18 protein-coding genes and 2 pseudogenes are annotated in these 24,890 nt (G+C 69.9%); 6 read left to right on the forward strand and 14 right to left on the reverse strand.

Going from position 1 to position 24,890, the window contains the following annotated elements:
• Positions 1–13 precede the first annotated feature (13 nt).
• From AB0D94_RS29260 to AB0D94_RS29270, 3 genes and pseudogenes are all read right to left on the reverse strand, one after another.
• Positions 14–439: pseudogene (locus AB0D94_RS29260) on the reverse strand (DUF2637 domain-containing protein); the annotation flags it as partial.
• A gap of 29 nt (positions 440–468) precedes the next feature.
• On the reverse strand, positions 469–1,092 hold the full coding sequence (locus AB0D94_RS29265) for an ATP-binding protein (protein ID WP_124290791.1): 624 nt from the start codon (positions 1,090–1,092) through the stop codon (positions 469–471).
• A gap of 71 nt (positions 1,093–1,163) precedes the next feature.
• Positions 1,164–2,057 carry a hypothetical protein gene (locus AB0D94_RS29270; protein ID WP_362057643.1) on the reverse strand — a complete coding sequence of 298 codons (894 nt, stop codon included), beginning with the start codon at positions 2,055–2,057 and terminating at the stop codon, positions 1,164–1,166.
• A 241-nt stretch (positions 2,058–2,298) separates the two neighbouring features.
• On the opposite strand from AB0D94_RS29270, the gene AB0D94_RS29275 reads away from it, so the two are divergent.
• From AB0D94_RS29275 to AB0D94_RS29285, 3 genes are all read left to right on the forward strand, one after another.
• Positions 2,299–2,583 carry a helix-turn-helix transcriptional regulator gene (locus tag AB0D94_RS29275; RefSeq protein ID WP_362057583.1) on the forward strand — a complete coding sequence of 95 codons (285 nt, stop codon included), beginning with the start codon at positions 2,299–2,301 and terminating at the stop codon, positions 2,581–2,583.
• A 200-nt stretch (positions 2,584–2,783) separates the two neighbouring features.
• Positions 2,784–3,020: a helix-turn-helix domain-containing protein gene (locus AB0D94_RS29280; protein WP_362057586.1), complete on the forward strand. Its 237-nt coding sequence runs from the start codon at positions 2,784–2,786 to the stop codon at positions 3,018–3,020.
• A 44-nt stretch (positions 3,021–3,064) separates the two neighbouring features.
• Positions 3,065–4,312: a site-specific integrase gene (locus AB0D94_RS29285; protein ID WP_362057589.1), complete on the forward strand. Its 1,248-nt coding sequence runs from the start codon at positions 3,065–3,067 to the stop codon at positions 4,310–4,312.
• Positions 4,313–4,373: 61 nt separating this feature from the next.
• Here AB0D94_RS29285 and AB0D94_RS29290 read toward each other — a convergent pair whose 3' ends face one another.
• Complete coding sequence (locus AB0D94_RS29290; protein ID WP_362057592.1) at positions 4,374–4,964, reverse strand: restriction endonuclease; 591 nt, start codon at positions 4,962–4,964, stop codon at positions 4,374–4,376.
• Between the two features lie 89 nt (positions 4,965–5,053).
• A complete protein-coding gene (locus tag AB0D94_RS29295; protein ID WP_362057595.1) occupies positions 5,054–5,266 on the reverse strand; it encodes a hypothetical protein in 213 nt (70 codons plus the stop codon).
• Between the two features lie 487 nt (positions 5,267–5,753).
• Between AB0D94_RS29295 and AB0D94_RS29300 the strand changes: the two genes are divergently transcribed.
• Entirely contained in the window at positions 5,754–7,913 is a 2,160-nt protein-coding gene (locus tag AB0D94_RS29300) for a UvrD-helicase domain-containing protein (protein ID WP_362057598.1), read from the forward strand.
• A 16-nt stretch (positions 7,914–7,929) separates the two neighbouring features.
• Here the strand turns inward: AB0D94_RS29300 and AB0D94_RS29305 are convergent, their stop codons facing one another.
• The 7 genes from AB0D94_RS29305 to AB0D94_RS29335 all read right to left on the reverse strand — a co-directional run bounded on the left by AB0D94_RS29305 (position 7,930) and on the right by AB0D94_RS29335 (position 21,863).
• A complete protein-coding gene (locus tag AB0D94_RS29305) occupies positions 7,930–9,684 on the reverse strand; it encodes an Hsp70 family protein (protein WP_362057601.1) in 1,755 nt (584 codons plus the stop codon).
• Positions 9,681–10,766 carry a hypothetical protein gene (locus tag AB0D94_RS29310; RefSeq protein ID WP_362057604.1) on the reverse strand — a complete coding sequence of 362 codons (1,086 nt, stop codon included), beginning with the start codon at positions 10,764–10,766 and terminating at the stop codon, positions 9,681–9,683. The genes AB0D94_RS29305 and AB0D94_RS29310 overlap by 4 nt, the downstream gene beginning before the upstream one ends.
• Complete coding sequence (locus AB0D94_RS29315; RefSeq protein ID WP_362057606.1) at positions 10,763–12,526, reverse strand: hypothetical protein; 1,764 nt, start codon at positions 12,524–12,526, stop codon at positions 10,763–10,765. Before AB0D94_RS29315 ends, AB0D94_RS29310 begins: the two co-directional genes overlap by 4 nt.
• Positions 12,526–17,982: a DEAD/DEAH box helicase gene (locus AB0D94_RS29320; RefSeq protein WP_362057609.1), complete on the reverse strand. Its 5,457-nt coding sequence runs from the start codon at positions 17,980–17,982 to the stop codon at positions 12,526–12,528. Before AB0D94_RS29320 ends, AB0D94_RS29315 begins: the two co-directional genes overlap by 1 nt.
• The gene (locus AB0D94_RS29325; RefSeq protein WP_362057612.1) at positions 17,979–18,959 is read right to left on the reverse strand and encodes a hypothetical protein; all 981 of its coding nucleotides are present in this window, start codon (positions 18,957–18,959) and stop codon (positions 17,979–17,981) included. The genes AB0D94_RS29320 and AB0D94_RS29325 overlap by 4 nt, the downstream gene beginning before the upstream one ends.
• Entirely contained in the window at positions 18,956–21,004 is a 2,049-nt protein-coding gene (locus AB0D94_RS29330; RefSeq protein ID WP_362057615.1) for a hypothetical protein, read from the reverse strand. The genes AB0D94_RS29325 and AB0D94_RS29330 overlap by 4 nt, the downstream gene beginning before the upstream one ends.
• Positions 21,005–21,596: 592 nt before the next feature.
• Positions 21,597–21,863, reverse strand: coding sequence for a hypothetical protein (locus tag AB0D94_RS29335; protein WP_362057618.1), 267 nt, complete (start codon positions 21,861–21,863; stop codon positions 21,597–21,599).
• Positions 21,864–22,169: 306 nt separating this feature from the next.
• Here AB0D94_RS29335 and AB0D94_RS29340 point away from each other — a divergent pair, with 306 nt between their 5' ends.
• Together AB0D94_RS29340 and AB0D94_RS29345 are read left to right on the forward strand one after the other, a co-directional pair.
• Positions 22,170–22,526 carry a helix-turn-helix domain-containing protein gene (locus AB0D94_RS29340; RefSeq protein WP_362057621.1) on the forward strand — a complete coding sequence of 119 codons (357 nt, stop codon included), beginning with the start codon at positions 22,170–22,172 and terminating at the stop codon, positions 22,524–22,526.
• A pseudogene (locus AB0D94_RS29345) lies at positions 22,495–23,230 on the forward strand (IS5 family transposase); the annotation flags it as partial. The gene AB0D94_RS29340 and the pseudogene AB0D94_RS29345, both read left to right, overlap by 32 nt.
• A gap of 170 nt (positions 23,231–23,400) precedes the next feature.
• Here the strand turns inward: AB0D94_RS29345 and AB0D94_RS29350 are convergent.
• Entirely contained in the window at positions 23,401–23,985 is a 585-nt protein-coding gene (locus AB0D94_RS29350; protein ID WP_362057624.1) for a hypothetical protein, read from the reverse strand.
• Between the two features lie 179 nt (positions 23,986–24,164).
• Positions 24,165–24,695, reverse strand: coding sequence for an SMI1/KNR4 family protein (locus tag AB0D94_RS29355; protein ID WP_362057627.1), 531 nt, complete (start codon positions 24,693–24,695; stop codon positions 24,165–24,167).
• Positions 24,696–24,890: the final 195 nt, after the last annotated feature.

The raw sequence follows: 24,890 nt of genomic DNA on the forward strand, positions 1-24,890 counted from the left end.
AGTCGTCGGAGGCGACGTGGCGGTGGATCTGCCGCATGAGGACGCCGAAGGCGAAGAGCGCGGCTGCTGGTGGGACAGCGGCGACGACGTAGTCGAGGGCCGGGGTCGGGGCGCCGTCGGTCCTGCGGACGCCGGCGACGTTCAGGGCGATCGAGCCCAGCGATCCGGCAGCGGTGAGGGCGATCGCCCACCCGTCGGTTTCCCGGCGGAGGCTGGCGCGGAGCATGAGCACTTCGCCGGCGACGATGAAGGCATCGAGCGTGGCGGGCCATGCCCACTGGCGGGTGGGTGAAGCCCCGAGCCCGTGCCGCCCTGCGACTTCGGCGAGGTGGGCGTAGGAGAGCCAGAAGCCCGCGGCGGTGAGAGCGACGATGACGCATCCGGCGATGGCCAGGGCGTACCGCTCGGCCGTGTACGTGCGGTGGGAGGTGGTGGTCAAGCGGGTGGTGCTCCAAAGGGTGGGCGCGTTCAAGCGGCAGGGGAGGTGCGACGACGGTCGGCGCCGTCGAGGACGACCCGGTGGGTCATCTCGGAGAGGCGGGAAGCGACGCGGTCGCCGAGGGCGGTGCGGAGCTCGGGGATGGGGAGGTTGGTCGTGAGCAGGGTGGGGCGCAGGTACTCGTACCGGTGGTTGATCAGCCGGTAGGTCAGCTCCTCCGTCCACTCGCTGCCCTTGGCGGCGCCGAGGTCATCCAGGAGCAACAGCGGGCAGCGGGCCAAGGTGTGCAGCTCACGTTCCGCGTCGAGCCCTGGGCGCGGCCTCAGGCGGGCGTACAGGTCGGCGGCGGTGACCGCCTCCCAGCGCAGGCGGACGCCGGCAGCGAGCAGTGCGCGGACGGCCCCGTAGGCCTGGTGCGTCTTGCCGGTGCCCGTGGGACCAGCGATGAGGAGCGACGGGCCCTCTGCTATGCCCCGCGTCCCGCTCGGGCCGGGGCGTCCGGCACACACAATCTCGTCCACCCAGGCGGTGACTTGGGGGTGATCGGCGCGGGCGTGCCGGTATCGCGGGGGGATCCGGGCGTCGGCCAGTTCCAGTGCGCTGACAGGCTCGGGCGTGGGCTCCGGTTCCTCCGAGCCGATGACGGGGTCCATGCCCCGGCGGGCCAGGATGCCCGCCACGGCCCGGACGGCCTGACCGGAGGGCTGGGGCAGGGTGGTGGCGGTCAGAGCGCACCCCCGTAGGCAGCGGCGACGTCGGTGGGGTTGGTCCAGGGACGGTGGGTGACGGCGGTCGTGGGCGTCCCCGCGTTCATGACCTCGTGCACGACACTGGCCAGGGTCTTCGGGTGAAGGCCCTTGGCACGGTGGCGGTCCAGACCGGCTCGTACGTGGGCGGGGTCGATGCCCTCGGCCAGGAGCTTCGCGGCTTCCCGTCCGAGTTGACCGAGCACGCTCGCGGGCGGACGGTGTTCGCAGGCCGCGGCGTACTCGGTGACGATGTCCTTCGCCGAGACGGTCTGGGGCGCGGGGGCGCTCTCGCCCCCCAACGGGGTAGTTCCTAGTTCCCTGTTCCTAGGTCCTAGATCCGGACGCTGAGGGTTCACCGCGGCCTTTACGAGCCCTCCCTGAGCACGCGCTGACGACTCACTGAATCGCCCCTGACCTGCAGAGTCTCGGCTCATGGTGGGCTCCGTGTCTTCTCCCGGACCTTTCACGGAAGCCTCAGCGACTGCTCCGCGCATAGGCAGTGAGGTCTCACGGGGAAGGCCGAGGTCGTGGTGCGGGCAGTCCGAGATCCTGCTGGCGCTGGGGCGGTTGATCTTCTGGTGGCGGCCGAAGGCGACGATGTGCAGGTACTGCCTTCCGTCCTCGCCCTCGTAGCGGCAGATCAGGCCGGCAGCGTCGAGCTGCGTCAGGTCGTCCTCGACCTCCACCGGGCCGTGCTCGCGGCGCAGCGACCACAGCTGTCCGGCGATGACGGCGGCCTGGTCGCGGATGCGGCCTTTGTCGTCGGCTTGGGTGAGCAGGCCGAAGAAGGTCCGCTCGGCTGTCAGGGACACGGCCGCCAGGGACTCGGAGGCGAATGCCTCGGGCTTGATGGTGCGGATACGGGCGATGAGGACCGACCTCCTTTCGGAATTGGGGGCGTGGAGACAGTGGGGCAGTGGTGCGTGGACAACACAGCCACACCCCTGCCCCGGAAGTCCAGAGCTGGTTCTAGGACTCCTGAAAGATTTTCCGGCTGCAGGGTAGACCTGAAATCCCGGTCGCCGAAATCTCCCCTGAAATCTGCTGGCATCGCTCACGGCAGACAGGAAAGCCTTCCGAAGGCTCGGGCGCGCAAGCTACAACACAGCAATGCCGCCACGCCCCCTTGAAATCGGACCCGCCGGACGGGCCGCCGCCCACGCCATCGAACGCACCCGCGTCGCCCGTGGCTACTCCCAGCGCCAGCTCGCTGCCCGCGTCACCGCACTCGGTCGCCCCATGACCTTCACCGCGCTCTCACGTATCGAACGCACGGTCCGGCGCTGCGACATCGACGACCTCGTCGCCATCGCTGCCGCCCTCGGAACCCCTCCGCAGATCTTGCTGGCGACGGTGCCGATCCACCCGGCTCCCGTCGGGGTGGGCGGAATATAGCCGACGATCCCCGGTTTCCGAAACCGGGGATTCTCCGGACCATTCGTGGTCCTGTACGTCTTCGCCGCCCATGGCGGCGGGGCGCTTTCATTCCCTTCGTCTGCCTTAAGGATTCTCGCTTGTCTCCTGTCGATCCGGTCTCCTCCGTCAGTGCTGCATAATTCTGTCACCGTCCGCCCATCAGTCGCGCGTTTCTCGGGGTGCAGGACGCGGCTGAATATCTCGGTATTTCGCCCAAGACGCTCTACGTATGGCGTCACCGGCGCCAGGGTCCGCCGAGTTTCCGCATGGGTGCCCGCGGGCGAGTGACGTACCGGATCGATGCGCTCGATGCCTGGATACGGGAGCAGGAGCAGGCGGATTCCCGATCCAACCCCGCCCTCAACCCGGTGAGCGCCGCACCGCAGCGGCGCGCCGCCTACTTGGCAACCGTCTGACGCCTCCCGGCCGCCCCTCCCAACCCCTACCCGCAAGGAAACACTTGGCCGGCTATATCGAAGACCGCTGGATCAGCAAGAAGAAGGACCCCGTCACCGGCAAGCGCGAGCGCACCGCCCGGTACGGCAAGGGCAGCCGGTACCGGGTCGCGGGCATCCCGGGCGTCCGGGGCATGTCGTTCGAGACCTTGGAGGACGCCAAGGCGTGGCTCCGGCGGGCCGGTACCGACAGCGAGCGGGGCGAGTTCGTCGATCCGCGCGACGGCTCCATCACCATCGCCGACTACGTCACGCACCATTGGCAGGCGGGCGTCCGTGGAGCACCGGGCACGGTCAAGCGGGTCGACGAGCGCGTGCGCCTCCACGTCCTTCCGCACATCGGCGAGGTGGCGCTGCGGGACGTCTCCGCGGCCGTCCTGCGCGGCTACATCGCCACGCTCGAAGGCGAGTGCGCACCGCGCTACGCCCGGCAGATCCTCACCACCCTCTCGAACGTCTTCGAGACGGCGATCGACGACAAGCGTCTGGTCCGCAACCCGATGCGCGCCAAGTCGGTGCGCTGGCCCAAGGCTCCCGAGGACCAGCGGGAGGTGTGGCTGCTGGAGACCGCGCAGCGGGTGCGGGACGTCATCAACCAGCGGTACCGGATCGCCGTTGTCGTTGCCCTCGGGTGCGGGCTGCGCCAGGGGGAGGTCTTCGGGCTGTCGCCGGCGGACGTCGACTTCGAGCGCGGCCTGATCCGCGTCCGTCGACAGGTCCAGCTCCTGTACGGGCGCCTGTACTTCACCCTTCCCAAGGGTGGGAAGACCCGGGTCGTCGACATGCCACCATCGGTCGCCACCGAGCTGCGCGCACACTTCCTGCAACACCCGGCTGTTGAGGTCGAGCTGCCCTGGGGCGGCCCGGAACCGGATCGGGAGAGACGAGCCTTTCCGCTGGTCCTGACCACGACCTACGGCAACGCCATCCGCGCCAACATCTTCAACGACGAGGTGTGGAAGCCCGCCCTCGCGAAGGCCGACGTGATCCCCGTGCGGGAGAAGGGCCAGCGCTGGAAGGCGTCCCGCAAGGACGGCTTCCATGTCCTCCGGCACACCTACGCCTCGGTCATCCTCGAGGCGGGCGAGTCCGTGGTCACCCTCGCCCGGTGGCTCGGCCACTCCAGCCCAACCATCACTCTCGACCACTACGCCCACTTCATGCCCGAGGCCGGAGGCAAGGGGCGTGCGGCTGTCGACGCGCTGCTCGGAGTGACCCCTCAGTACGTCCCGGAAGACCTTGCCCTTGCCTGAGAACGGGTGGCACAGCACATGCTGTGCCACCCGTTCTCGTTGGCGGGTCACGCGCTGAGTCTTATGCCGCTCGACGCCACGGCAGGCGCGCGCGTCTTGCGGGCAGGCCGAGGAGTTCGTGCAACGCCTTGCCCTCGTGGGCCCAGTGGTTCAGTCGGTCGCGGTCCACCCACCGCACGCCGTGACGGTCGCCCCACGCCATGGCGTCGCGGGTGAATGCGCCGTTGGTGACGACGAGCGCGTGGTCCGCCCTGTGTGCGGGACCCGCCGTTCCGTTCACCTGGTACATCACCGACGAGCCGACCTTGCCGCCGACGCGGGTGTGCTTCGCCTGCACCACGATCCGCCCGAGGGGTATCCGGACGCCGATGACGTCCGCGGCTTGGTCTCCGCCGCCGCCCACCCTCCTGGCCGCCCAGCCGTCGCGGACGAGGAGGTCGCGCAGCGCGTACTCGAACTGCTGGTCGTCCATCGCGTCCAACTCGGACAAGGTGATGCGCAGACGGGCCAGTCTCTCGCTGTCCGCGCGATGCCGACGGGAGCCCCGTACCCGGAGGCAGGCCAAGCCGACGGCGAGGGCGAGACCGGTCAGGACCAGCAGCGGCCAGGCCGCGGCGGCCCTCGTCAGGAGGCGCGATGCGGCCTGTGCCATGGCGACCGTGAGCGCGAGGGCAACGGCTGCCGCACCCAGTAGGTCTGCGGTGCTGCGCGGTCGCCACCGGATGCCTCGCCGCCGGGCCGTCACTGCCCGGCCGCTGGCGCGGAGACGGCGGGCTTCGGCGCGGGCTGCTGCTCGGCGGAGCTGTCGCCGAACCCGAAGACCTGGCCCCAGAGCCACACCACCGCGCACAGGCCAGCCACGGCCCAGACGCTCAGGCCCTTGGCGGACTTCGGACCCGGCTTGCGGCGGAGGTGGCTTCGTACGCGCACGTATCCGTCCGGAACCTTCGGCATGCTGATTCCCTCCCCATCGGTCCGCGCCATGCGGACCTCCAGATCGGTTGTAGCTGCGGCTACTGACAGAACCTGATACACCGTCATGATCGTGTGGGCGGCAAGGGTGCAAATCGGCCATGTCTTCGTGAGTCCCTGGCTGACTGCATGGCCCGCTGGCCTGCGAGTGGGCTTTCCGGTTGCGTGTCACGTACTGGAAATGCAGGGCAGACCGAATGGCCAGTTCCTGCGGAGCGCGGCAGGCGACGACTGCGCCGGGCGCCGCCCCCGTTGAGGCGGCGACGCTGAGGGTGGTCGACCCTCTGCCGCGCATTCTCCCCAGCCGCGTCTGCCAGGGTGGGCAGATTAGAGCTGGCCAAGTCCGATCCAGATGTCGGGATGGTTGCGGCCGAGGCCGCGATGCACGTGCTGACTCGGTCACGCGAACCCGTTCGGCTGTCGGTAGGGTGATCACCTCCAGGATCCTGGCCGATCGGAGGACGGTGCAGTGCCCCAACTCGCCCTCTCTGCCTCCTTCTGGGAGGAGTACGAGCAACTGGAGAAGCCCGTACGGGCCGGCGTGCGGAAGGCCATGGCTAAGTTCCAGAAGCTCACCGCTGCCGAGCTGCACGCGGACAAGGGACTACATCTGGAGTCCGTGGAAAACGCGAGGGACCCCCGGATGCGGACCATTCGCATCACCGCTTACTGGCGGGGTGTCGTGCTCGCACCCGATGACGGCGGGAGCACCTTCCTGCTGGTGAACGTGGTGCAGCACGACAGGGCCTACGGATGGGCCGCGAAGCGCCTGTTCAGTGTGAACTCCGCCACCCGGGGGCTGGAGGTGCGCAACGTCGAGGCGATCGAACAAATCGTTCCGCTCCTGGAGCAGGTGGCCGAGCAGGCCCCGCGCCGGCTGTTCGACGAGCACTCCGACACCGTTCTGCGCCACCTGGGCATCGATGACGCGCTGCTGCCCGCCGTACGGTCGCTGACGGACAAGGCACAGCTCGAGGCATTCATCCCGGTCTTTCCCGAGGATCAGTGCGAAGTCCTGCTGTACCTGGCCGAAGGAGCGACTCCGGAGGAGGTGTGGACCGTCATAGTCTCGCAGCGCCGACCAGCGGACCACGCTCCCCTGGACCCCCGCGACGTCTCGACGGCCATCGCCAATACCACGAGCCGGATTGTCGTCGTGTCCCGGCCCGACGATCTCGAGCGCATGCTGACGGAGCCGTTCGCGGCGTGGCGTGTCTTCCTGCACCCGAGCCAGCGCCGGATCGCCTACCGCGAGTCCTACAGCGGCCCCGTCCAGGTCACCGGCGGACCCGGCACGGGCAAGACCGTCGTCGCACTGCACCGGGTCAAGCACCTGCTCGCCTCTGTGGAGCAGGCCAGCAGTCCGCCGGTTCTGCTCACCACCTACACCACTGCCCTGGCCAGCATCCTGCGTGAGAACCTCGCCGTGCTGCTGGACGACCCTGCCGCGCTTGCCCAGGTGCAGGTCGGCACCGTCAACTCTCTTGCCGCCAAGGTGCTGCGGGACCATGCGGGGCGTGTGCCGGCAGCGATCGACGACTACGACGAGCGGGCGCGCTGGCGGGGGATCGCCGAGCAGCTGAGCCTGCCGTGGACTGGCGAGTTCCTGATGCAGGAGTACCGGCACGTCATCCTCGCTCAGGACATCCGGACCGAAGCGGAGTACGTCGCCGCTGACCGGCGCGGCAGGGGCAGCACGCTGCCCCCAGCCAAGCGGCCTTTTGTGTGGCGGGCGGTATCGGACTTCGTCCGGCAGCTCGACGCGGAGGGGCGCAGCACACACCTGCGCCTGTGTGCCGAGGCAGCCCGCGTCCTGCGGGAACGGAGCCAGGGGCCCGGTCTTTACCGGCACCTCGTTGTGGACGAGGCACAGGACCTCCACCCGGCCCAGTGGCGTCTGCTGCGGGCCGCGGTACCCGAAGGGCCGGACGACATCTTCCTCACGGGCGATCCCCACCAGCGGATCTATGATTCCCGGGTGTCCTTCGCCGCGCTCGGCATCGCCGTGGTGGGGCGCAGCTTCCGACTGCGCGTCAACTACCGCAATACGGAGGAGATCCTGCGGTGGTCCGGAGGAGTGCTGTCGGGGCAGACGGTTGAGGACCTTTCGGGGGACGGTGCGGACGGCGGACTGGCTGGGTACGTGTCGCTGCTGCACGGAGCCCGCCCTGGCGTCCTCGGCCACCTGTCCGAAGAGGCTGAACTCACCGGGCTTGTCGAGTGCGTGCGCCAGTGGCTCGCCATGGACGTCTCCGCCGGGGAGATCGCGGTATGCACCCGCTTCCACCAGCTCGGAGCCAAGGCGCGGAGCCGGCTCCGGGCGGCGGGGATCGAGGCGGTGTTGCTCAAGGACGGCCCGGGTCCCGATGCCCCGGGGGTGCGGATCGCCACAATGCACGCGATGAAAGGCCTGGAGTTCCGCTGCGTGGCGGTCCTGGGCGCGGCCCGGAGCGCCTTGCCGCTACTGACCGCGGTGACCCCGGCAGCCGCCGACCCGGTGCAGCACGCGGCCGACATGCTCGCCGAGCGCTGCCTGCTGTTCGTGGCCTGCACCCGGGCGCGCGAAGGACTGTCCGTGAGCTGGAGCGGCGCCCCGAGCCCGTTCCTGGCGGGCCTGAACGGCTCGTAGCTGGAGCGGACTCCAGCTAGGAGCCGCCGACCGCGATGTGCTGGGCCGTCCCGTTCACACTGACCGCAGGATCGGTCAGGACGGCTTGCCCGGGGACCGCCGTGACGGAGGGCGCAGCGGTTTCCCGGGCCTTGCCTGCCGAGGGTTGCGCGGGCTCGGCGAAGGGACGCACCGTGTGCGCGAGCAGGCGTGTGAGCTGCTCCTGGAGGCCGTCCTGCAGCGGCGTGCCGTCCGGGCCGAAGGAGTCGATCTCCCGTTCGGCGAGTACCTTGCCGGTGGCCGCATGGGTGGCGGTGAAACGCAGGATGCCGCTTTCGTTGTAGCGGAACCGGACCTCGATCCGGTTGCGCGTGGGGTCGTGCTCCGCCGTGGGCAGCGGCACCTCGATGGTGGCCAGCGGGAATGCCCGGTCACTGTCGGCGGCGTGCCCGTACTCGCCTTCGATGACGGAGACGCGCACGGAGGTGGCAGCCGGCTTGTCGGGCTGGAAGGTGGACGTCCCCTCGGCGGGGAGAGTGGCGTTGCGGCGGATGATCTGACGGAAACCGCGCTGCTTTCCCGCGCTCACGGCGGTGCCCAGGTCGTAACTGGTGACCAGCGAGAAGTCACCGCCGCCGTCCTGGTCGCCGAGGGCGCCGTCCAGCGAGGCCGCGTAGATGGCTGCCCCGCGGGCCACCGCGGTCATGGGACGGCACAGCCCTGGGTCGACGATGCGGTCATGACCCATGACCGCCCCGAGGGCGTGGCGGACCTGCGGGATCTGTGAGGTGCCGCCGATCAGCAGGACGGAGTCGATGTCCTCAGGGCTGATATTCAGGTCCTTCAGGGCCTGCTCCACCGGCTGCATGGCCTGGCTGATCAGAGGTGCGACGGCCTGCGCGTATTCCTCGGTCGTGACGGGGACGGCCCGCGCCGCCCTGCCGGAGCCCGGCCCGGGCTCGAAGAGGATCTGGCCGTCCGGCGGTACGTGGGACAGCGCGATCTTGGTCAGCTCGACGTGTCTCCGCCAGTGCCGACGCTCCGCCTTGGTCAGGGACTCCGGGGCCTTGCCCATCTTGCGCAGCACCAGCTTGGCGAGTTCGCTGTCGAACTCCAGGCCTCCAAGCGCCGTGATGCCGCGTGACGTCTGCTCTTCGAAGAGCCCGTCGGCGTACTCGAGGACGGTGACGTCGATGGTCCCTCCGCCCCAGTCGAACACCAGGAACCGGCCGGGGACCGGAACATCGTGGGCGTACGAGATTGCTGCGGCCGTCGGCTCGTTGAGCAGCGCCCTGACCTTGATCCCGCTCAGCGCGGCGGCAGCGCGGGTCCGGTAGCGCGCTCCTCCAGTCGCGTTCGCCGGCACCGTGACCACTGCCTCGGTGAGCTCGAGGAGCTGCTCGGCGGCGCCCTCGCGCATGCGGCTGAACAGCGAGGCGGCCGCGGCCGTGCTGTGGAAGGGCTCGCCGCCGATCCACACGTGGTGCTCCTCCAGCTGGGGGAGCACTTCCAGTTCGTCGGATCCGTCCGGCCGATCGGCCCCGGACCGCGTGCCCAGCATGCGCTTCACCGCGTCGAGCGGTTCGTTCGTGGCGGTCTTGGCGGCCCACCCGAAGCAGAGCGTCCGCTGGAGGTCGCGCACTGACACGACGGAGGGGAAGATCTGGTCGAACTCCGGCTGCCGCCACAGCGCCGGGAGGTTGCCGCCGTCGATCGGGACCACCTCGGCGGTGTGACCGTTCCACCGGGCCACGACGGAATTGCTCGTACCGAAATCGATGCCGAAGCTCATCGGTAGCCCCCTGCCATGCGCTTGCTGGCTGACGCGTGCAAGGCCGCCCGCCATGTCTTCCGAGGCGGTGCGGCAGGCTCGGGGGAGGCTTCGGGGCCTGCGGGAGGGGCCGGGTGCTGTGCGGGCGCCTCGGTGGCACCAGCCGGGCCGGAGCCTTCCTTGGCGTCCGGGCTGGGCCCGGGCCCAGCGTCAACGTCTGCCGCTTCGGTACGCGGATCCGTTGCGGGCGCAGGCTGCTGGCCGGGCGGGGTGCCATCGGCGTGCGCCACGCCCGGCACCCGCCCGGAGAACGGCTGCGTGGAAAGCTGCTCCGGCGCCGGGCTCTGCTTCATGGGCCGCTCCTTGTGCTGCCGTCGCTTCTGGCCCGGGGTCAGGGTGCTGGCGGCCGCGGGCGGGGCCGGGGGTTCATAGGCGACGCTGAGCCAGCCCCGTTCCACCGGCTTGCCCGATTCACGGTCGGTGTAGGCGGGGGCGACGACGGAGTAGACGGGAGGTTCGTCGGCTCCCTGACGGAGGGCGTCGGCGTCGACCAGGTTGAACAGGGAGAGGTCTCCCGGTTCCGTCACGCGAACCAGTCCGGCCCGGCTGATCTCGCCGTCGATCCGGGCACACAGAGCCCTCAGGCTGTCTGCCTGGTGGGCGGTCCGGTCGATGACCGCGAGCTGGGCCAGGTGCATCTGCCGGGTCCGGATGCCCTCGACGACTGCCCCGCGCACCGCCTCGGTGAACTGGGGGAGAACACGCTTGAGCAGCTCCGCACGCAACACGTTGGCTGCGTCGGGGCCTTGGGCATCCCCGAGAACGGTCGCCAGGCTGTCAGCCATTTCGGAGAGACGCTGCTCCAGTACCGGGCGCAAGGCGTCTGTCACGGCCCCCAGGAGGGTGGCCGCGTCCAGCGTTCCGGGAGCGATCTGGGGTGTCCTGCTGTCCGCGGTCCACTGGGACCGCTGGGATCCGCTGGAACGGATCTGCCCATCGGTGGAGTTGCGCCGCTTCGGTGCGGCAGTGCTCCCGTTTGCGCGGCGGCCGGTGCGCCGCGCCTTCTTGCCGCTGCCTTCCGGATGGACGGAGTGCTTGTTCACAGTGCACTGCTCTCTGGATCGCGAGGGTCTACGGGATGCTCGGCAGCCTGGGGGAGTCGGCTGGTCGCCAGGGTGATTATTTCGCGGGCCGCCGCCGCTCGCGCCCACTCCCGCTCAGATTCCGACGGGGGCTCGGTCGCGCGCTCCACTGGTTCGGCTGGCAGGCCGAGCCGGTGGCTCACCGCGGTGGGAGCGGCCCAGCGGTGCGGAGCCAGCGGTATCACGAGCCGCTCGGCGTCCCGGTCTTCGCGCTGGGCGGATTCGATCGCGTCCTTGGCCTGGTTGATCCGGACGCACCCGGATTCATCGAGTTCGCGGCGCAGCGCGCGCCACGCAGGCTTCCACTCCGCCGAACCGTCCTCAACGCCCAGGACGAGGTAGGGGTTCACCAGCCGGTCACGGTCGGAGGACCGGTGTCTTTCGAGGAAGGAGCGGTTGCCCAGGAGCCGGCTGACAGCCGTGTCACCGAGCTCGTGCTGCCTCGGCGGGTGCGACTCCGAGTCGTGGGCAAGACACCGGGCGGCTCCGGCAGGGTCATACCCAGCACTCAGATAGGCGCGGGCGTTCTGGGCCTCCCAGCGGACGGCCTGGGAAGCGAACGCGAGGTGCCCGGTGAGGCCCCAGGCCGCCTGTCGCTGAGCCTCGGCGAGTTCCTGGTCTCCGCGGATCTCTGCCCGGTGCAGGTGGCGAAGGGCGCGGAGTACCCTCCGGACCGCGAGCCAGCCGTAGAACTCCTTGGACTCACTGCGTGCTTCGGGCGCGAGGCGCTCGAGCAGGGGCCACAGGGCCTGGTCTTCGGCGAGGTGACGGGAGACCCGGCCGGTTTCGCGTACGGTCCGCAGCTCGTTGAGCAGCCCGCGGACGGCACGCGGAAGCACCGGCCAGTCCTCGTCGACGGCCTGGGCGTCACCCTGCTGCAGCCTCAGCAGCAAGCGCCAGGAGTCCGGCCAGTCAGGTCCGGGCTCACTGCCGGGCCCGGCCTCCCGCCGCTGCCGCTCCAGGCGCCAGTTGAGCAGACTCAGCTCCGCGTCGCTGAGCGCCTCGGGCACGAGCCGGGCACGAAGGTAGGCCGTCCGCGGTGAGCCGTCCGGTTCCGGGGCGGCGGTGATCCACTCTTCGTCGATGAAGTCGTCGAGCACCGGGATCGGCAGCACCGACAGGAGCGGCTTCTGGCGGGCGGCCGGGAGCTGGAATTCCTGCAGGCGCCGTTCGTCCTGGTAGACCTGCCAGGACGTCTCCGGCTCCCCGGGCAAGGGCAGCGGATCATCCTTCAGCAGGGCCCTGGCCCGCGCTGTGGCTACGGGATCCGCGACGGGCAGACCGTGGTCCGCGGCCTCAACGAGCAGCGCCACCGCCTCGAACGACTCCAGCCGTGCGGCAGCCTCGAGCACTTCCGACGCCAGCCGGTGGGCCGGCATCTCGCCCAGTCCCGGCGACCCGGGTGCGGGCGCCGGGAGGACCCGGCGGGCGAAGGTGAGGGCCCGGTCCCAGGACTCCTGCCCAGCGAACCCTTCGGGGACCAGCAGGGCAGCGGCCGTCGCCCGGGCAGGGGCGCCCCCGTCCGACCCTGCGGCATGGGATCGGGCAGCACCCTCCGCTGCCCGGGCAGGGGCGGAGCGCATGACGGCCGGACGCTCCCCGCGGGCGCGCGCGGCCTGCAGCGCGATGCGGCGCGCGAGCTCGCGCTGCTTCAGGGCCTCCAGGGCCTCCAGGGCCTCAGCCGGGTCCGGACCGTGGCTGAAGCTGATTCCCGTGCTCATCAGAAGTCCTCCGCGAACCGGCGGACCTGATCGATCACAGCGGCGGGGGTCCGGTCGAGGCAGTACGCGTCGACGAACGCGATCCTCTCGGCGAGTCCGGCGGACAGCACGTCCCGTCTCAGCTGCTGGAGCCGCTCCGCCTGGACCTCCTCCGCCGCGGCTTCCAGCGGGTGCTTCACGGCGACGGCGACCGGCTCCCCACTGAAATCGGACGTGTACAGGCAGACCATGCCGGAGGGCGTGTCGACCGGCCGTACGGCTGCGTCCTCTTTCGCCCACCCGCGCAGCAGCTCCGCGTGCCGGCCCAGGTCGAGCCGCAGTTCCCGTCCGCGCAGGGCGTCTAGGAGGTCACGGGAGAGGCGCCAGTCGAGGAGTGGGTGCAGCCGCATGTTCGAGTAGTCACGCAGACAGGCGTAGCAGGAACTGCTGCAGTTCTCGGTATGCCGCCGGTCCGCCCCGAGCTGGCTCAGATAAGTGTCCACGGCTCCGAGGAATCCGTCGATGTGCGCGGCCGACCCGAGGTGCGTGCTGAAGCCGGCCCCGTTGTCGAGGCTGTCGGCCAGGTACGCCATCACGGGCGCCGCGACCGGGGCGTCCGAGCCGTGGATGCCGCTGAGCAGTTCCTCGGGCTGGACGTCGAGGTGGGGTGCGGCGGCGCGGCGCAGCAGCGCCGCCAGCGAGTACCAGGCCGCTCGGCGCCCGTGGTACGCGTCGGCGAAACCGCTGGGCTGCCCGGATCTGGAGATGTCGAAGCGCAGTCCCCGGTCCACGTCCAGTGCGGCCTTCGCGCCGACGAAGAACATGTCGGTGTGCTGGGTCGCACCGATGGCGGTCTCCAGGTCCGCGTCCGCCGTCTGGCTCTCCAGGTGCCAGTAGCCCTTCCAGGGGGCCTTCCCCTTGCGGAAGCGGAAGAGCTTGCCGCCGTTGGTGTTGACGATGTACCGGTACCCGCTGCCGCTGTGGGCGACAAGCCAGTCGTCGGACGCCCGCACCACACGAGGCGCGGTTCTCTCCAGGTCGGCAGCCGTACGGGTGCTGGTCGTGCCGCCTCCCCAGTCGCGCGTGCCGTCGTAGTCCCGGGGTGTCCCCGAGGCGCAGAAGCCCGCCGGTTCGCGGAAGGGGACGAGGCGGTAGTTCTTGCCCTCCGCTCCGCAGGCCGGGCAGTTCCCCACCTTGTCCGGGGCTTCGGGAGCTGGATCGACGTGAGCGCAGATGCGGCACATGGCCACCAGCTGCTCCGGACCGAACGGCTCCTCGGCGGCATACACGCTGCGGGCACCGGGCGACAGGGCGACCACACCGTTGGACCGCAGCAGCCGCCCGTCCTGCGGTGTTTCGCTGCCGGGCGCGAACTTGCTGAGAGCCACCGCCAGGTCGCGGTTGACCGAGTCGGCCGGCGGCCAGGGGAAGGTCTTCGTGGGCACGCTGCGGAACAGCAGCCGGGCGCGTGTCGGGAAGCCGAACATCGGCAGGAGCCCGGCCTCGGCCAGCCGCTGGCTGAGCTCTGCGTGCCCGACACTCCTGGCGGCCACGTCTTCAATCTCTTCGAGGAGTTCGGCGATGCAGGCGACCGGGTCGGCGGAGGCAACCGGCTCGGGCGTGTGCGACTGGAGCGCGGCAGCCGCCGCCCAGATCCGGTCCGGGTGGTCCAGGATCCAGCGCCTGACCGCCCCCTGATGCGACGGCCAGTCCGCGGACAGGCCGAACTGGCCGTGCACGTTACTGGTCAGCGGGGGCGCGTCCCGGGTGCTGGACTGCGGGACCGCGTCGAAGGCCTGGCGCAGCACCTCGCCTAGGAGCACGCGCCGGAAGACGGACGGCATGCCCAGTGCCAGGTAGGGCGGCGGGGTCGGGTCGTTGGTGATGGCCTCGGGACGGGCGAAGTAGTGCTCGTCGTGGCTGCGCCCGCGGCAGACCGTGAGCGCGATCGCCACCGGGGTCGTACGCCGGCCCGCCCGGCCCACGCGCTGCTGGTAGTTGAAGCGGGTGGGAGGCATGTTCGCCATGAGGACGGTGTTGAGGGGGCCGACGTCCACACCGGCCTCCATGGTTGTGGTCACGGAAAGCAGTTCGAGCCCGTCAGCGGCGGGGACGTCGTCCTCGCCGAGGAAGACGTCCTGGAAGACGCTCTGGCGGCGCTGGGCCTCCAGCCGGTCGGTCTGTCCGGTGAGTTCGGCCGTGCGCAGGGCGAAGTCACCCGTGCCGTGGGCCGCCTTCCACGCGTAGTAGTCGTCCTCAAGCGCTCCGGTGAACTCCTGGCCGACTGGCAGCGGAGTGCAGCACTTCGTGCACAGGCCCACGCCCGGGTGCAGGTGCGGGCGTCGGCAGCTGGTGCAGGTCCACACCCTGCCGCCGCCCGTGCGGAGGGCCACCTTCTCGGGGTTGACCAGGTATTCCACGACGGCGTCCTTCCAGACGCCGAGAACGCGGTCCTTGACGCTCTCCAGATCCGTGCCCTCGCGTTCAGCGACTTGCTTCCAGAAGCGCTTCAGCGGGGCCGGAGGGTTCTGCAGCGCCGACCTCACCCGGTGGAAGCGGCGCATCTGGCCGAGGATGCGCAGGCTCGCGCGGGCAATCGCCTCATTGCTCCCGGTCGGTACCTCGACGGGTGACCGGTCGTCCTGGAGACAGAGCCAGCCCAGGCCGAGGGACTCGAAGTCGCGGCCCGCACTGGAGAACAGGCTGGAGAGGAACTCGGTCCGCAGCCGCTCGCGCACCTTTTCCAGCAGCTCCTGCTGGGCCTGGGTCACGGCGACGGACTCGCGGTCCCGGTTCCAGTTGTACAGCGCGGTCCAGTTCTGCCCGGTGGAGGTCTGCTGGAGGGAGGCGGAAGGGCCGCCTGGGTTCGTCCCGTACTGGAGCAGCAGGCCCTCCAGATCTCCGGAGAGGGTGTCGAGAGACGGCAGCGCGGCGAACCGGCTCTCGAGTTCCGGCAGCAGGTCCGGTTCGGCATCGAGGTCGTCGGTGAGGATGGCCTTCAACTTGCCGAAATCAGCCGGCCCGCGCTCGCGCAGCCGGATCATTGCCGCTCGTGCCTCCTCCCTGTCCACGGTCTCGTGTGCGTAGTAGGCCTTCACCAGCTGGAGGTCGGCGTAGGGGTCGCCCTGCTCCCGGACCGCCTTGGCGCTGAGCAGGCGCAACAGGTCCTGGTAGTGCCTCAGGGCCAGTCCGCTGGCGAGCTCCGAGGCGTCGTCGCGGCTGTCGGAGAAGGCGATCGCCTTACGCTGCCCGGGCGGCAGGTGGCCCAGGACCTCCGTAGCCAGCACCTGGTTGATCTTGTCGAAACCGGTCCGCATACGGCGGACCGGGGCGCTGCGCAGCCTGGCCGACGACTCCAGGGGGACGTGGCGCCCGTCCCGGTCCCGCCTGATTTCCCAGTCGTCACCGCAGGCCGGGCAGCGGGTGGGGAACGGACGCAGCCGTGCGGGATCAAGGACCGGCTGCTTGGTCTCCTTGTCCTCGGGAACCGAGATGTGGAAGGACCAGCCCGTGTGGTTCACGTCCTTGTTGCTGAGGCGTCCGGTGGTGGGCTGGTACTCGCTGCGGCGGAACTCGAAGCTCACGCTGGGCCCGCCGTTGGACAGGGATGCGGTCCAGCCGGGGTCGTCCAGTCCCAGCCCCTTCGTCCGGGGCCAGTAGACGACGTAGTTCGCCGCCGTGGGCACGCCGCTGACCTCGTCCGGCAACAGGTCGAGCTCGGGGAAGTCGGTGTGGAGCGCGCCGGTGAACTTCCGGCCCCGGGTGTCGTCCGGGCTGGCGTAGCCGCCCAGCATCAGGTCGCCGCAGGTCTGGCAGTACAGGAGTTCCAGCACCCGCGCCCCGCATCCGCAACGGGATGAAGGCTCGGCGAAGAGACGGCCGACCCGGCGCTGGGGACCAGCGTCCGCCGGCACCTCCGGGCACTTCGGGTCCGAGCAGGCCCAGATGCCGCCGATGTTGCGGAAGAAGAGGTGCGCACGGAGCTTCGGCAGGTCTGGGTCCTCGGCCGTGCCCAGGACGCGCAGGGCGCCGTGCAGCGCGGCCTCCCCCTCTTCGGGTGTGGTGCTCCCGGGGAACAGCTGCCGGGCCAGCGCGGAGGTGGACAGCGCCCGGGGCACTCCGCCCGGGGACAGGGTGTGCGGGATCGCCGCGCCGAGCCCCGTGGCATCGGCAAGACCACGGGCCTGTTCGCGGGACAGCTCCTGCCCGGCGGCAGCGGCGAGCACGGGCACGTGCGGGCTCAGATCGGTGCTGCCGCGCTTCGGAAGCAGTGCCGTACCCGGGATGATCACGCGACGGGAACGGGGGAGCGCGAAGAACTCCTCGAGGAAGGCGTCGTCGCGGCCGTCCTCCAGTGATGCGGAAGCGGCCAGGACGCGGAACTTCTCCGGAGTATGGTCCAGACCGAGCCGGTGCCGCAGGTTGCGCAGCAGGTAGGCCACCTCGGTCCCGGCGGTGCCGCGGTACATGTGGAGCTCGTCGAGGATCAGTGTGAAGCGGGCCCCGGGCGTGCTCTCCAGCCATCTGCGGGTGGCGTTGAACAGCGCCTTCTCCTGAGGGCGCAGCAGCATGATGTTCAGCATGGAGTAGTTGGTGACCATGATGTCCGGTGCCGCCGCCTGCATGTCCCAGCGGCTGTGCATCTCGGCCCCGCCGAGGCGCGGGATGAACGCCTGGACCCGCGCGTCGGCGCGTTCCTGGCGCTGGTGCACCGTACACAGGTATTCGCGCAGCCTGGCCAGTCCCGGCTTGGATTCGTTGCTGCCCGCTACCGGCGTGGCCCCCGTGTAGCGACCGAAGTAGAAACGGTGGCCCTTGCGGTGGTCATCTAGCCACTTGCGGGGTCCGTCACCGTCCAGTGCCCGGCGCAGGCGAACGAGCTGGTCGTCCGCCAGGGCGTTGGTCGGGTACAGGACCAGGGCGCGCATCGCGGCGGGATGCCCGTCCTCCCGGGCCCGGCTGTGCTCGTAGCCGCCGTCGCCCTGCCACCAGGTGCTCGGTTCGGACCTGGTGCCGGTCCACGTCGCCGACTCGGCCACCAGATCAGCGAGGACCGGGAGCAGGAACGCCTCGGTCTTGCCGGATCCGGTGCCGGCGGTGACGACGAAGTCCTTGCCGTCGCGGCAGGCCGCGAGCAGGGCATCGTGCTGGTGCCGGTACAGGCTGTCCACCCCGTCGGGCAGGGCGAACTGCGAGAAGGCTGCCGCGTCCGGGTGCGTGCCGGCCGCGGCGAACGACTCCTCGACGCTCATCCCGCTGGACGCGTACTGGGGCCGCAGTTCGATCAGGGGTTCGCGCCAGGTGCCGTTGTCGCGGTCCAGGAGCATTCGCCTCTCCGCCATGACGGAGGCGTCGTCCACACCGAAGGGCGTGTCGTAGTAGCGGAAGAGTGCCCGGCGCAGGTCGTTGAAGGTCCCGATGATGTCATGGGGGCCGGCTGCGCCTGCGGCTGCGGAGTCCCGGTTTTCGGCGTTCACTTGGCCCTCCCAGTGGCAGCGGCCGCGGGCTGCGGCAGGACTTCGAGGTTCTGCAGCAGCGAGGTGGCGATCGCCTCGGCCAGGACGCGCGGAACGTTGTCGTAGGCCAGGGTCTCCCCATGGACTCCGGTCCGTGGCGGAAGCCCGGTGCACAGCACGGCCGCCCTCTGGTGCAGCGGCGGCATCGGGGCGCCGCGGTCGACGAAGAGACGTCCGCAGGCGGACCGGCCAGCAGCCGGTTCCGCGCGCCAGCGCACCGCGTTCTGGCGGTGGCGCGCGAGCTCCAGATATACGCCGGTCTCCCGCTCCGTCCTATAGAAGACGCCGTTCCGGCGGGCCCGCACCAAGCGTGCGTTATCGGCACCCCGCCAGCGGTACAGGCCGTCCTCACGCGCTGCGGCGACCGGTTCGAAGCGCCGTTTGCCGATGTCGTACCGCTCCAGGGAGTTCATCCCGGAGCCGCCCGGCGGCGCGGCCTCCGGCCCGACTGTGGTGCGGGGCAGGAGCTCCGCGAGCTGCCGCGCCGCACAGGGGACGAAGCGGGCGCCGAGGCGCTGGGCCAACTCCGGAAGGAGGTCCGGGTCGTCGTACTGGACCAGCAGGGTGTCGGGCAGTGGTATCGCACCGTCGCGCGGCTCGTCAGGGACGGTGAGGAGTTCGAGCCAGTCCTCCGCGGCGCGCTGCAGTTGGCCGCTGGCCGCTGCCGTGCGTGCACCCGTGATGAGAGCGAGCCCGTCCGCGTGCGGCAGGCGAGTGAGCACCAGCGGGGCAGCGGACCACCGGTCCGCCCGCAGGTCGAGATCGAGGAAGCCCAGGGCGGAGGCCGTGCGCATCCAGTCCCAGTGGGCGTATTCCCTCAGCCTGAGCCCGTACGACTGGGCCGTTCCGCGGATGCCCTGACGCAGCTCGGCCGCCTTCCCGCCGCCGCGCTCAGCTGCCCAGCGCAGCAGTACGCCGCCGACTCCCGCGGTGTTCACCGTTCCAGCTCCTTCGCCGCCCGTACGTAAGCGGTCCAGAGCGGATCCGCCGATGCCTCCTGCGCGGTCAGTACGGCCGAGGCCCAGATACGGGCCCGGGCGGAAGAGCCGGGCTGCGGCAGCCCGGGGCTGACCGGGTGCGCGCGCCACCGCCCGGCGCGGCGTTCCAGCAGCCAGCCGTCCACATCGAGGAAGTTCACCTCGAAGAAGAGCGGGGCGGCGACACCCGGCAGCCGCTCGGCCCACCAGGCGGGAGGTTCTGGGCAGCTGATGCTCCACAGCCGACCGTCGGACGCCGCGAACAGGCGCTCGTCGGAGCCGCGCCGACACAGCACCGTGCTGGGCAGGGCGGAACCGTCCTGAGCTGTGATGTCCGCGCCCACTACGGCCGGGGCGCCCTCGGCCAGCACGGCCGGGTAGGCCGGAGCCATACCGTCCGCCGCGACCGCGAAGCCGCACACCTGGGGCGCGGCCGGGGGAATCGGCGCCGACTCGGCCGTGGTGAAGCTGACTTCGGAGCAGTCGACACCGATCGTGTGCTGGCCGGGCATCAGCCCCAGCCCGGCCAGCGGGACAGGAAGGCCGAGCGCGGCGGGCTCCCGGAGCTCAGGGCGGTCCGCGCCGTTCAGCAGCAGATTCCCCTCCGCAGCGTCGGGAATGACCACGGAGGGTTCGGCCCCGGTGAGGAAGAGCTGCGAGTCCAGACCGGGGGCGAGCCGCAGCCCGCCCTCGAACCGCAGCTTGAACTGGGGGCTGGGGTGCAGCGATCCCACCGTCCCCTGGACCTCGTGCACGGCCTTGCGCAGGGTCAGGGCATCGTCGAAGACCACCGGGCGGTGCAGGGACCAGCCCTCCGGCATCCACGCGAGCCGGGACCCCTCCTGACGGCGGCCCGCCGAGGCGGCACGGTCGAGCAGGCGCTGTACGTCCGAGCGTGCTTCGGGCGCAGCGAGCACCACGTGCTGCTCACCCGGGATGAACCCGTCCGTGCTGACACAGACGCCCAGCACGTCATTGCGCGCGAGCACGAGCACCGAAGCCGGCGGGCGGCTGAGTACGAGGTCCTGCCCGCGGAGCCGTACGCCCTCCCTCAGGCCGCTGGCGCTAGGAGCGCGCAGCCCGCCGACGGAGTAGTAGGCGGTATCACCAAGGCGGTTGAGTACGACGTCGTCCGGCAGGACGATACGGGCGGCATCAGCGCTGGAGCTCCGGGCCACCCAGCTGAGCCGCCCGGCGTCGAGCTGCACCAGGAGTTCGGCACGGGGCAGCCCGGTCGGAACGAGTTCCGCTGATCCGTCCCACGTCGCGGCGTAGTTGCCGAGCAGTCGTGCAATGAGAGGACGGAACTCCTCCTCGGCGGCGGCCCGCCGGAAGCCGGAGGAGAAGCGCTGCTCCCAGTGACGGATCTCCAAGGCGCCCAGCAGGGCGTCACCAGGCAGCGGCCAGATGTCCCCGTTGTAGTTGCGCAGCGCGGTGAAGACGTCCGGCAGCTGGCTGCGGTCCCTGCCGCTGAGCAGCGCCTGGGACAGCGCGAAGCCGATCCTGCTGCGGTTAGGCGGAAGGTCGCGCGGAGAGGGGATCGTGCACAGGCCTCGGGCCCCGCCCTGGCTGTGCTGCCAGGAAGCAAGCGTCTGCCACATCCGGGAAACCGGCTCGTAGTTGGAGCTGCGCAGCAGGCTAGTGTTGCCGGTCAGCAGCTCCGAGAAGCGGGCGTGGTACGCGCTGGCCCGGTGGTGCTGGTCGTGCGCCATCCTTGTGGCGGCCAGGACGGAGCAGGCCAGAAGGGGCAGGAAGGCGGGAACGCCGTCGCGGTCCTGGCGGCGCACGCGCCACCGGTGGTTCTCGATCTCGGCGTAGGGGTCGGGGTCCGCCGCCCGTATGGCCAGGCCCACCGACTCGGCCAGCGGCACTTCGATGCCGCCGCGGCGCATGAGCTCCTGTTCCACATCGCCGTCGATATAGAGCAGGGTCGGGTGACCAGCGTGCTGCGGTCCGAAGAACTCGTCTGCGAGCACCCGCTGCCACGCCTGGTAGGAGAGATCCACTCTGTTCCCATGGAGAAGTCGCTGCCTGAAGAGGACGTCACGGCATCACGCGAAGAGCAGCGGAGGGCGAAGGATCCAGCGTCGCCCTGGCATGGGCTCGGGGATCCCTCGGCGTGTTCGCGGTGGTGGACCGCCGGGTTCGCACGCCTGGTTGGCTTTGTGTTGAGCCGTCGCCCGGCCGACCGAAAGACACGCTCGTGGCGCCGTCCGTTCACAAGGTACTCATGTTGCCGTTAAGCAGTATGACCATACACGCCCCTGCAAGGTGCCAGAGCCCTTAGAACAGGGCGCCGTTCGCTTGGATCCGGTGATGGGTGAGGAGGCCTCGTTCCGGACCGCGCGAGGTCCGCGGACGAATTCCGCGACAGCGGTCCCGCCTGTGATCACGCTCGGCGTCGGTCAAGGAGAGGGTGGAGCTGATGAACGGGGCGTGGTAGCGGCAGGTGTCGAAGAGCGCGCCCTGCCCGGCGGGCAGGCTGCCGGGATTGGGACGCTTGCCCCGCCACACGATCAGGCGGTCGGTGACCTGGTTCTTCTTCAGCTTGGAGGTGAGAGCCGTGTAGCCGATCTCGGCTATCTCCGCGTCTGATTTCTACCACTGGCCCTCCTCGTCCCACACCGCTTTGGGGTACTTGATCGCCGTCCAGCGCCCTCGTCGATGCGCGCGATCGTCGCCTTGGCGGAGGTTTTCATCCGCACCGTGGGTTGAGAAGCGGGTGCTCAAAGCCCAGCGGACGCCCACGACGTTGGCGCCGTAGAACGCGGACTCGGCCCACACTGCCCGCAGGCGCGGGCGGTGCGAATGGTCCACGCTCTGCTGTGGGTGCCGGACTGCCGCGGCGAGGGAAGCCACCGTCACGCGAAGGAAGCTAGTGCCACCGCCTGTGACTCGCTCGGCGAGGCGCTGGAAGGCAGAGAGATCGTCCTGTTGATCTATCCGCCGAAGACGTAGGCACCGATAGGGGTGAGGAAATAAACACCCTCGGGTAGGGCGCCAGTGCCATCCTGTACTGGTGGACGCACTCCTGCCCAACCAACTGGGCGCAGTCGAACGAGAGTCCTGTTCCGCAGTGCCAGCGGTGATCCGAAAGTCGAGTATCTCCCGGCCTCCTGCACACATCACGGGACAATAGGGTGTGGCCTTTATTCCGGTGACCCGTACGCAATGGAAGTCAGTGTTGAGGGACGCCGACCTACCCGGGCTTCAGGGGGAGACCGACGAGACGGTCTGAACGTGCGCGAAGCCGCCGGTTACCTGGGGCTGTCGCCCGCCACCCTTTACATGTGGCGGCACCGTCGCCAAGGTCTGCCGAGTTTTCGGATGGGGCGGAGCGGACGTGTGATGTACCGGATCGAAACGCTTGACGAGTGGATTCGGGAACAGGAGCAGGCGGGCGCCCGCATTCGTATTTCCCTAAGAATGTCTAACGCAATGAGGTGGAGCGTCCCAGTGGCCGTGTCCGGTATGGCCGGTCGGCGTTGTCTAGGCCATGGGGGCTTCGCCGTGGGTTGTGTCGGATGACTTGTGGGAGCGGATCGAGCCGCTGCTGCCGAAGAAGGAGCGGCGGTTCAGGTACCCAGGCCGCAGGCCGGTCCCGGACCGGCAGGTGCTGTGCGGGATCCTCTTCGTCCTGCACACCGGCATCCAGTGGGAACACTTGCTTCAGAACCCCTCGGCTTCGGCTCGGGTATGACGTGCTGGAGGCGGCTGCGGGACTGGCACGAGGCCGGAGTCTGGCAGCGTCTTCACGAAGTGCTGCTGGCCGAACTGAACGCCGCGTCCCGGCTCGACTGGTCGCGGGCGGCCGTCGACTCCAGCCACGTCAGGGCGCTAAAAGGGGGCTCCAGACGGGCTCGTCCCCAGTCGACCTGGGACGGGCCGGCTCCAAGCATCACCTGATCACCGACGGACACGGCACACCCCTCGCGGTCATCTTCACCGGCGGCAGCCGCAACGACGTCACCCGGCTCGTGCCGCTCCTTGACGCCATGCCGCCCGTCCGGGGCAGGCCGGGCCGGCCACGCCGCAAGCCCCAGTCCGTCTTCGCCGACCGCGGCTATGACCACGACATCTACCGTGACCAGGTTCGGGCCCGCCGGATCATCCCTGCCATCGCCCGACGCAGTACACCCCATGGCAGCGGCCTGGGCGTCTACCGATGGGTCGTCGAGCGCACGTTCGCCTGGCTCCACGGCTTCAAACGAATCCGCATCCGATGGGAACGACACTTACGCCCCGTCGTCACCCTCGCCCGATGGCTCGGTCACTCAAGTCCGACCATCACCCTCGACCACTATGCCCACTTCATGCCCGAGGGCGGCGGCCAGCGTCGCGCGGCCATCGACGCACTGCTCGGCACGGTGCCCGAGTACGTACCTGAGGCCTTGGTGTCCTCTCACGGCCGCATCTGAGATCTCGTGCCGACGGAGGTCGCCTGCGCCCGGCAATGTTCCAGTCCGGCTGCCACCTCTGCCTGGTCCGGGCCGTCCTCGGTCGCCAGTAGTTCCCCGGCCGTAACCATGGCCGCCCAGAACTCGGGAGGTGAGCCCCGCCCGTCCCGGAACCGCGTTTTTGCGAAGAACAGGAAGATCTTTGTGAGTTCCCCGCTACGAAACCATGCGAGAAGGCCGCCGTGGAAGCCCCCGCGGGCGCAGGCCGCGGTCCCCAACAGGTCGCGGATCCGCTCATGGTGAGCGTCCAGCACCCGGTCCACGACGAACACGTGCCCAAAGGCTAGAACCGAGGCAACGAGGTCCTCCTCGCCCACCATGAACTCCTCGAAGAGGGGCCGAGCTTCGCGGATTCGGGCTTCGGCGTCCGTCCGGGGCACTCCGAGGGCCAGACACACGGCCAAGGCGGAGGCGCCCCAGTCGTTGGTGCGCGAGGCCAGTGCGGCGAAGACCTCCTCCTCGTCCCGTCCGGCGGCCAGCATGTCGCGGGCATCCAGGACCAGATTGCCCTCGCCTTCCCCATGGCTCATGGCCAGAGGTTACAGCGGTGCTCGAATGAGGCAGGGCGGCGTGGGGGACTTGAGTGGACGCCCGCGATGCCCCTGCCTTGGGGACCGTGCCGAAACGGCGAGTTCGGTGGTGATCACTTGCGTGCGATCGAGGATCTTTCCAGTGATCCCGGCCGGTCGTGCAGGTGACGGTGCTGGGTTCAGCGGCAGAGCTCCATGATGGTGTCGTCGAAGTCGGGGAACTCCTGGGCCGCCAGGTCGATCACGGCAGCGGCTGACCGGCGCTGGTTCGGTGCGAATGCTTCGGCGATGGCTGCCAACTCCGGGTTGGGGTGCGCCTTCCAGTCGGGCTCGTACGAGGTGGCGGCTTCCCAGGGGCCGAAGCCGTCGGCCAGTAGCCACAGGAAGTCGCCCAGGTCGCGTGCTACGACACCGGTCTCGCCCTCGGAGCCGAGGAAGACGATGGGCTGCTCGGCCAGAGGGCGGCTCGGGCGGATGAGCCAGATCGCCGCGTACCCGCCCGTGCCGTCCTGTCCGAACACGCGGAAGTCGTTGCCGTCCAGTTCGCTGTTCCCGGTCCATGCCTGAAACCAGTCGGTGGTCTCGGCAGCGGACAGGAAGGCCGGGAAGGGTTCGAAGTCGACCCCGGTCTTCCCGTCGGCGTAGTCGAATCGAACGGCCATCGCGGTGGCGAGCGCGGCGGGGAACTGGCGGTCATCAGTGGGCTTCACGGAGACAGGCTAGACAGGGGGTCGGACATCGACGTCCCACGGGCAAGGTCGTTGGACGACTGCCGGCTTGTAGTCGTCGGGGGAGACAGGACAGGCCTGGTCGCGACAACGACCTTGCCCGTGGGACGTCGATGTCCGACCCCCTGTCTAGCCTGTCTCCGTGAAGCCCACTGATGACCGCCAGTTCCCCGCCGC

This window comes from Streptomyces sp. NPDC048255, assembly GCF_040652415.1.
Taxonomy (GTDB): domain Bacteria; phylum Actinomycetota; class Actinomycetes; order Streptomycetales; family Streptomycetaceae; genus Streptomyces.